The sequence below is a fragment of the Zestomonas carbonaria genome, assembly GCF_904061905.1.
In the GTDB taxonomy this organism is placed as follows: Bacteria; Pseudomonadota; Gammaproteobacteria; order Pseudomonadales; family Pseudomonadaceae; genus Aquipseudomonas; species Aquipseudomonas carbonaria.
On the sequence record NZ_CAJFCI010000075.1, the window covers coordinates 61271 to 68646 of the forward strand.

At 62.5% G+C, this 7376-nt stretch carries 6 protein-coding genes, 3 tRNA genes and 1 pseudogene; 8 read left to right on the forward strand and 2 right to left on the reverse strand.

The features are described 5' to 3' along the window. Positions 1-9 precede the first annotated feature (9 nt). The 3 genes from PSEWESI4_RS18880 to PSEWESI4_RS18890 all read left to right on the forward strand — a co-directional run bounded on the left by PSEWESI4_RS18880 (position 10) and on the right by PSEWESI4_RS18890 (position 451). Positions 10-85 (forward strand) — tRNA-Gly (locus PSEWESI4_RS18880). 44 nt (positions 86-129) lie between these two features. After that, positions 130-203: transfer RNA gene (locus tag PSEWESI4_RS18885), tRNA-Cys, on the forward strand. Positions 204-364: 161 nt separating this feature from the next. Continuing rightward, positions 365-451: transfer RNA gene (locus PSEWESI4_RS18890), tRNA-Leu, on the forward strand. Positions 452-535: 84 nt separating this feature from the next. On the opposite strand, the pseudogene PSEWESI4_RS18895 reads toward PSEWESI4_RS18890, so the two are convergent. Next, positions 536-736 (reverse strand): annotated as a pseudogene (locus PSEWESI4_RS18895) (tyrosine-type recombinase/integrase); the annotation flags it as partial. 172 nt (positions 737-908) lie between these two features. On the opposite strand from PSEWESI4_RS18895, the gene PSEWESI4_RS18900 reads away from it, so the two are divergent. The 3 genes from PSEWESI4_RS18900 (at position 909) to galU (ending at position 4595) form a co-directional block, all read left to right on the forward strand. Continuing rightward, entirely contained in the window at positions 909-2060 is a 1152-nt protein-coding gene (locus PSEWESI4_RS18900; protein WP_187672773.1) for a Fic family protein, read from the forward strand. Positions 2061-2349: 289 nt separating this feature from the next. Then, positions 2350-3711, forward strand: a complete 1362-nt coding sequence (locus PSEWESI4_RS18905; protein WP_187672774.1) for a UDP-glucose dehydrogenase family protein — start codon at positions 2350-2352, stop codon at positions 3709-3711. 44 nt (positions 3712-3755) lie between these two features. Then, entirely contained in the window at positions 3756-4595 is an 840-nt protein-coding gene (gene galU / locus PSEWESI4_RS18910) for a UTP--glucose-1-phosphate uridylyltransferase GalU (RefSeq protein WP_187672775.1), read from the forward strand. Between the two features lie 138 nt (positions 4596-4733). On the opposite strand, the gene PSEWESI4_RS18915 is transcribed toward galU, so the two are convergent. After that, complete coding sequence (locus PSEWESI4_RS18915) at positions 4734-5156, reverse strand: VOC family protein (RefSeq protein WP_187672776.1); 423 nt, start codon at positions 5154-5156, stop codon at positions 4734-4736. Positions 5157-5276: 120 nt separating this feature from the next. Here PSEWESI4_RS18915 and gorA point away from each other — a divergent pair, with 120 nt between their 5' ends. Both gorA and PSEWESI4_RS18925 read left to right on the forward strand, forming a co-directional pair. Further along, positions 5277-6635 carry a glutathione-disulfide reductase gene (gene gorA / locus PSEWESI4_RS18920; protein WP_187672777.1) on the forward strand — a complete coding sequence of 453 codons (1359 nt, stop codon included), beginning with the start codon at positions 5277-5279 and terminating at the stop codon, positions 6633-6635. 8 nt (positions 6636-6643) lie between these two features. Beyond that, on the forward strand, positions 6644-7267 hold the full coding sequence (locus tag PSEWESI4_RS18925; protein ID WP_187672778.1) for a trimeric intracellular cation channel family protein: 624 nt from the start codon (positions 6644-6646) through the stop codon (positions 7265-7267). The last annotated feature ends 109 nt before the right edge of the window (positions 7268-7376 follow it).

Consider the following 7376-nt stretch of genomic DNA (forward strand, 5'->3'; position numbering starts at 1 on the left):
CAAGACAACGCGGGAATAGCTCAGTTGGTAGAGCACGACCTTGCCAAGGTCGGGGTCGCGAGTTCGAGTCTCGTTTCCCGCTCCAGTTAGTTGACGAAGACGCCGCAAACCAGCGGCGTCTTCGTTTGAGGCCGGGTGGCAGAGTGGTCATGCAGCGGATTGCAAATCCGTGTACGCCGGTTCGATTCCGACCTCGGCCTCCACTATAGGAAAGCCCCGTAGATGTTTGATCTACGGGGCTTTTTTGTTTTTGCAGAAAACGCTCAGAATCCTCCCGCCAGGCTTGCGCCGTGGAGAAGGGGCTGTATATAGTCCAGCCCTCGCTCGGGAGTCCATCCCACTTCCGCGACGCAATCGTGCTACCGCCCGAATGGCGAAATCGGTAGACGCAGGGGACTTAAAATCCCTCGCCAGCAATGGCATGCCGGTTCGAGTCCGGCTTCGGGCACCAGTATTCATGCGGGTTTCGGAGGATCGCACTCTCCGTTTCCTTTATCCGCAATTCCGGCGTTTTTCCGCAATTCAGCGGGTAGGGGATGTTTTTACCCTTCCGCTCGCGAATGTACTGCTCCGTCATCGCCACAGTGGTGTGGCCGAGCTGGTCGCGTGCCTGCAGGATGTCACCACTAGATTCCGCCTTGTCGGTGCCAGCCTTGGCCCGCAGATCGCGGAACTGCAACGCGGACTTCTCAATCCCAGCGGCCTCCCTGGCCTTATCGAATCTTCCCCTTGCTTCGCATGTCGTTGCTGCAGAGCGTATTGCACTTTCCTGACTTGTCGTTTGCAGTTGATGCAAACAAGATTTCAAGATAATTACCTGGTAATGCTATCGTTGATCCCTTGCCATGCCTGGGTTCTGTGGTTTTTTTTCAAGATAGCCAACGTTTCGATTTGAGATGATTTTGCGTATGCCGCAATTTGTTCACCATGGGCTTCAGCTCCTGAACCCGTCCTTCGCTTCGCCTTTGGTGGATGTGCTCAACGAGCTCGAGCACCAGCGCCGCTTGCAGCTTGAAGGCAGTACGCCACCTCCTGTTTTCTACCAGTTGAAAGGGATCTTTCACATGCTGGAGAGCCTGGGGTCGGCCAGGATCGAGGGCAATCACACGACCCTCGCAGACTATGTCGAAAGCAAGGTAGAGGGCCGGCAGCAAGAGAGCGACCAACTGCGAGAGGTCGCGAACATCGAGCGGGCGATGGAGTACATCGAGACTTCCATGGCCCCCGGCGATGCGTTGTCGGAGCATTTCATTCGGGAGCTGCATCACCTTGCGGTTGATGATCTGGAAAGAGAGGGTGACCGAACGCCAGGTGCATACAGGCTGGGGGCTGTTCGCATCTCCCAATCGACCCATGTTCCCCCCGATGCGGTTTCTGTCCCCGGCTACATGACCGAACTGGTCGACTTCGTGAATCGGCCGGACCCGTCCAAGTACGATCTGATGAAGGTGGCGCTGGCTCATCACCGGTTCGGATGGATCCACCCATTCGGTAATGGCAACGGGCGTGTGGTGCGGCTTTTGACCTACGCGTTGCTGATCAAGTACGGCTTCAACGTGAACGTCGGGGGCAGGGTGCTGAACCCGACAGCGGTTTTCTGCAATGACCGCGAGCGCTACTACGCCATGCTTTCTGGCGCGGACAGTGGCACTCCTGAAGGGCTGGAGAGCTGGTGCATCTACGTTCTGGAGGGCGTGCGTGAAGAACTGGATAAGGCGGATCGCCTGACCGACTTCGACTACCTGAGCCGGCATATCCTCAGCCCAGCCGTGGACATCGCGCGTACCCGCTTGCTGATCACGGCAAGCGAAGAGAGGATACTCAAGCTCGCCATCAAGAAAGGGGTGGTGAAGTCGTCGGACTTGGCGTCCGCTTTGCCTGGGTTGACCGCCAATCAGCGAACCTACCAGCTCAAGAAGCTTGTCGATCAGGGCATGCTTCGTCCAGTCAGTGAGGGTGCCAGGCAGTACACGATTGGTTTCTCCAACAGCTATTTGATTCGGGGTGTTGTGAAGGCACTACGAGACGAAGGCTTCATTCCCGAACCAGTCGCTGACTGATACTTGTAGTGGTTCTTCAGCGGTCCCCTGAATACTCCTGAGTCTGTCTAGGGTTTTGGAGAATGGCTTCTAGATCCACTTTAAAATTAATCGCTTGTGATAGTTTCTTGCAGTCAATTCGAGAAGCCACACAAAGTCGCACAGTTCCGTACGTTCCGTAACTCGCTTTGTCGGCGTGATTTTCCTTTCCCTCTACTTCACGCCCCCTGTCATCCCGCAGTCGTGAATCCTTCACACTGCTGCCACCCATCTCCGCTGCAATCGCCGCAACTCACCAGGAGGGATGGCGATGCGTATATGCGTGATCGGGGCTGGGTATGTCGGGCTGGTCAGTGCGGCGTGTTTCGCCGAGATGGGCAACCAGGTGGTGTGCGTCGAGCGGGATACGCTGCGGGCGGCCCGCTTGGCGCGGGGCGAGGTGCCGTTGTACGAGCCTGGGTTGGAAACCCTGGTGCGCACGCACCTGGCCAATGGTCAATTGCGCTTCAGCCTGCGCCTGGAGGACGGCATCGCCCAGGCGGACATCGTCTTTATCGCGGTCGGGACGCCCAGTGGCGAGGATGGTTCGGCCGATCTTTCCCATGTCCTGGACGTGGCCCATGAGTTGGGCGCCAGGCTGCGGCATGCCTGTGTGGTGGTGACCAAGTCCACGGTGCCGGTCGGTACCGGCGAGCGGGTGGCGCAGAGCATCAATGCGGGGCTGGCGCGGCGTGGGTTGGGGATTCGCATCGCGGTGGCGAGCAACCCGGAGTTCCTCAAGGAGGGATCGGCGATCGACGATTTCATGCGGCCGGACCGGGTGATCCTCGGCTGCGACGATCCCGACAGCCTGGCGCTGCTGCGCCGTCTCTACGCGCCGTTCCAGCGCAATCACGAGCGTCTGCTGTGCATGGGCGTGAGGGCCGCGGAGTTCAGCAAATATGCCGCCAATGCCTTCCTGGCCAGCCGGATTTCCCTGATGAACGAGCTGGCGGCACTCTGCGCGCGGCTGGATGTGGACATAGAGGACGTTCGCCGTGGTATCGGCAGCGACCGGCGTATCGGTCGCCATTTCATCTATGCCGGCTGTGGCTATGGCGGCTCCTGCTTTCCCAAGGATGTCCGTGCGCTGATCCGGAGCGCCGAGCAGCAGGGGCTGGATGCGCCGATCCTGCGCGCGGTGGAGGCACGCAATGTCGAGCAGAAGCGCTGGCTGTTCGAGGCCTTGCAGGCGCATTTCGACGGCTATTGGCAGGGGCGTCGGGTGGCGATCTGGGGGCTGGCCTTCAAGCCCGGCACGGATGACCTGCGCGAGGCGCCCAGCCTGGTATTGCTCGACGCCTTGCTGGCCGCGGGGGCTCAGGTGCAGGCCTGCGATCCGGTGGCCACTGCGGAGGTGGCCAGACGGTATCCGGAGGCCGTGGCAAGTGGTCGGTTGTGCCTGAGCGAGTCGCCCTATACCTGCGTCGAGGGAGCCGATGCGCTGGTGCTGGTGACCGAGTGGAAACAGTTCCGCCAGCCCGACTTCCTGCGGGTCCGCAGCCTGATGCGCATGCCCGTGCTGTTCGACGGACGCAACATCTACGATGCGCGGGAACTATCCGCATTGGGCTTTCTCTATCGAGGGGTCGGCCGGCCAATGACCGGTCATTGTAAGGCGAGTGCCGCGTGATTAGACTGCGCGGCAGTTCACGCCCCATGATTGCAAGGACCTCCATGATCAAGAAGTGCCTGTTCCCCGCGGCCGGTTACGGTACCCGCTTTCTGCCTGCCACCAAGGCGATGCCCAAGGAAATGCTGCCGGTGGTGAATAAGCCGCTGATCCAGTACGGCGTCGAAGAGGCCCTGGATGCCGGGCTCAACGAAATCGCCATCGTCACCGGCCGTGGCAAGCGCGCGCTGGAAGACCATTTCGACATCAGCTACGAGCTGGAAAGCCAGATCAAGGGCACCGACAAGGAAAAGTACCTGGTCGGCATTCGCCGCCTGATCGACGAGTGCAGCTTCTCCTACACCCGCCAGGTGGAGATGAAGGGTCTCGGCCACGCGATCCTCAGTGGCCGCCCACTGATCGGCGACGAGCCGTTCGCCGTGGTGCTGGCCGACGACCTGTGCCTGAACGTCGACGGCGACGGCGTGCTGAGCCAGATGGTCAAGCTGTACAACCAGTTCCGTTGCTCGATCGTGGCCATCCAGGAAGTGCCGCGGGAAGAAACCTCGAAGTACGGGGTGATCGCCGGCGAGATGATCCGCGACGATATCTTCCGGGTGAACACCATGGTCGAAAAGCCGAAGCCGGAAGATGCCCCCTCCAACCTGGCGATCATCGGTCGCTACATCCTCACCCCGGACATCTTCGAGCTGATCGAGAAGACCGAGCCCGGCAAGGGCGGCGAGATCCAGATCACCGACGCACTGATGAAGCAGGCCCAGGACGGCTGCGTGCTGGCCTACAAGTTCAAGGGCCGGCGTTTCGACTGCGGTGGCGCCGAGGGTTATATCGAGGCGACCAATTTCTGCTTCGAGAACTACTACAAGACCGGCATGACCTTCTGACGAACCGGTAGGTGCGCCGCGCGCACCAGTCCGTAGGATGGGTGAAACCCATCACCGCCCTGATGGGTTGCCACCCATCCTACGTCGCAGCAGGGTAACCCTGGGTAAACGGTGTGCGCGGCGCATCCTACGGAAGGCTCATGGAATCGGCATCGCCTCGGAGCCGGGCCCCAGTGGCTGGCCGTAGCTGAACTCGACGTAGTTGCCGGCCGGATCGCGCAGGCCGCAGTAGTAGCCGACCGGGTAGGGCTCATCGCGTGGTGGCCAGATCAGGCAACCGTCCCGCCCGGCATCGGCGGCGATGGCATCGACCTGCTCGCGGCTCTCCACGGCGAAGCCGAAGTGGCTGTAGTCGTCGGGGGCCAGGTGGCGGTCGTCGCCGCCGGGCATGATGACGAAGATGAACTGGTGCTCCTTGCCCGGCTCGGCCATCCAGACGATGCGTGAGCCCTTGCCGGCGCGTTCGTGGATCACCCGCATGCCGCAGAAGCGGCTGTAGAAGCGAATGCAGGCTTCGAGGTCCGGTACGTGCAGGGCGACGTGGGTGAGGGTGGGGAGCATGGGATGTTCTCCTTGCGCATTGCCCGTGGGAGCCGGCGTGCCGGCTCTTGCAAGTTTCCCTTTCAGTGTAGGTCCCGGGCTCGGCGGGTTATGCTTGCCTGCATTTCAGGAGGTGAGCAGATGAGCTACGACTTCGACCTTTTCGTGATCGGCGCCGGTTCCGGCGGGGTGCGCGCGGCGCGTTTCGCCGCCGGCTTTGGCGCGCGCGTGGCAGTGGCGGAAAGCCGCTACCTGGGCGGCACCTGCGTGAACGTCGGCTGCGTGCCGAAGAAGCTGCTGGTCTACGGCGCTCATTTCGCCGACGACTTCGAGCTGGCCGAGGGCTACGGCTGGTCGCTGGACGAGGCGAAGTTCGACTGGCCGACGCTGATCGCCAACAAGAACCGTGAAATCCAGCGCCTCAACGGCATCTACCGCAACCTGCTGGTCAATTCCGGCGTCACCCTGCTGGAAAGCCACGCGAAGCTGGTCGATGCCCACCATGTCGAAGTCGACGGGCAGCGCTTCAGCGCCGAACACATCCTCGTCGCCACCGGCGGCTGGCCGCAGATTCCGGACATTCCGGGGCGCGAGCATGCGATCAGCTCCAACGAGGCGTTCTACCTCGGGCAGTTGCCCCGGCGCGTGCTGGTGGTCGGTGGCGGCTATATCGCGGTGGAGTTCGCCTCGATATTCCACGGACTCGGGGCGCAGACCACGCTGCTGTACCGCCGCGAGCTGTTCCTGCGCGGCTTCGACGGCGCGGTGCGCCGGCACCTCAAGGAGGAGCTGGAGCGCAAGGGCCTGGACCTGCAATTCAACGCCGACATCGCGCGGATCGACAAACAGTCCGACGGCAGCCTGCTCGCCACCCTCAAGGATGGCCGCGCGCTGGAGGCCGACTGTGTGTTCTACGCCACCGGCCGCCGGCCGATGCTGGACAACCTCGGCCTGGAGAACACCGCCGTCGAGCTGGACGAGCGGGGCTTCATCCGCGTCGACGACGATTTCCGCACCACCGAGCCGTCGATCCTCGCCATCGGCGATGTGATCGGCCGCGTGCAACTGACCCCGGTGGCGCTGGCCGAAGGCATGGCCGTGGCGCGCCGGCTGTTCAGGCCCGAGGAATACCGCCCGGTGGACTATGCCTACATCCCCACGGCCGTGTTCAGCCTGCCGAACATCGGCACGGTCGGCCTGGGCGAGGAACAGGCGCGGCAGCAGGGCTACCAGGTGAAGCTGTTCGAGAGCCGCTTCCGTGCGCTCAAGCTGACCCTCACCGAGGATCAGGAACGCACCCTGATGAAGCTGGTGGTGGATGCCGACAGCGATCGCGTACTGGGCTGCCACATGGTCGGCCCGGAGGCCGGCGAGATCGTCCAGGGGCTGGCCGTGGCGCTGAAGGCCGGGGCGACCAAGCGGGTGTTCGACGAAACCCTCGGCGTGCACCCGACAGCCGCCGAGGAGTTCGTGACCATGCGCACGCCGGTCGGCGGCTGAGCGCCGCCATGGAGAAACTCTTCTACTTCTCGGACTTGTTCGGCGTGGCCGTGTTCTCGATCACCGGCGCCCTGATGGCCGGACGCAAGTCCATGGACCTGTTCGGCGTGCTGGTGATCGCGGTCATCACCGCGCTGGGCGGCGGCACCCTGCGCGATGCGATCCTCGACAACCATCCGGTCGCCTGGATTCGCGACGACACCTACATCCTGGTCGCCACCCTGGCGGCGGTCGGCACCGTGCTGTGGGTGCGCCTGACCCGGCCGATCAACGAAACCGGCCTGTTGGTTGCCGACGCCTTCGGCCTGGCGGTGTTCACCGTGATCGGCACCGAGATCGCCTTGCAGCACGATACGCCGGTGAGCGCGGCGGTGATCATGGGCGTGATGACCGGGGTGGCCGGCGGGGTGATGCGCGACGTGCTGTGCAACGAGATCCCGATGATCTTCCAGAAGGAGATCTACGCCACCGCCTGCATCGCCGGCTCGCTGGTGTTCATCGGCCTGCTGGAGCTGGGCGTGGCGGCCTGGATCGCAACCTGCCTGTCGATGGCCACCGTGCTGCTGGCCCGCCTGGCAGCGATTCGCTGGCGGCTCTCGTTGCCGCGTTTTCATCTGCTCGATCGGATCTGAGGTCTACCTCGTAGATACTGTTATCCAGCACAAGCGATATGGAGTTCTGGGTCGAATTTTCGACCAGACTTCAGTACCCCAAAGGCTACGTGCACGAGTTTGCGCATCA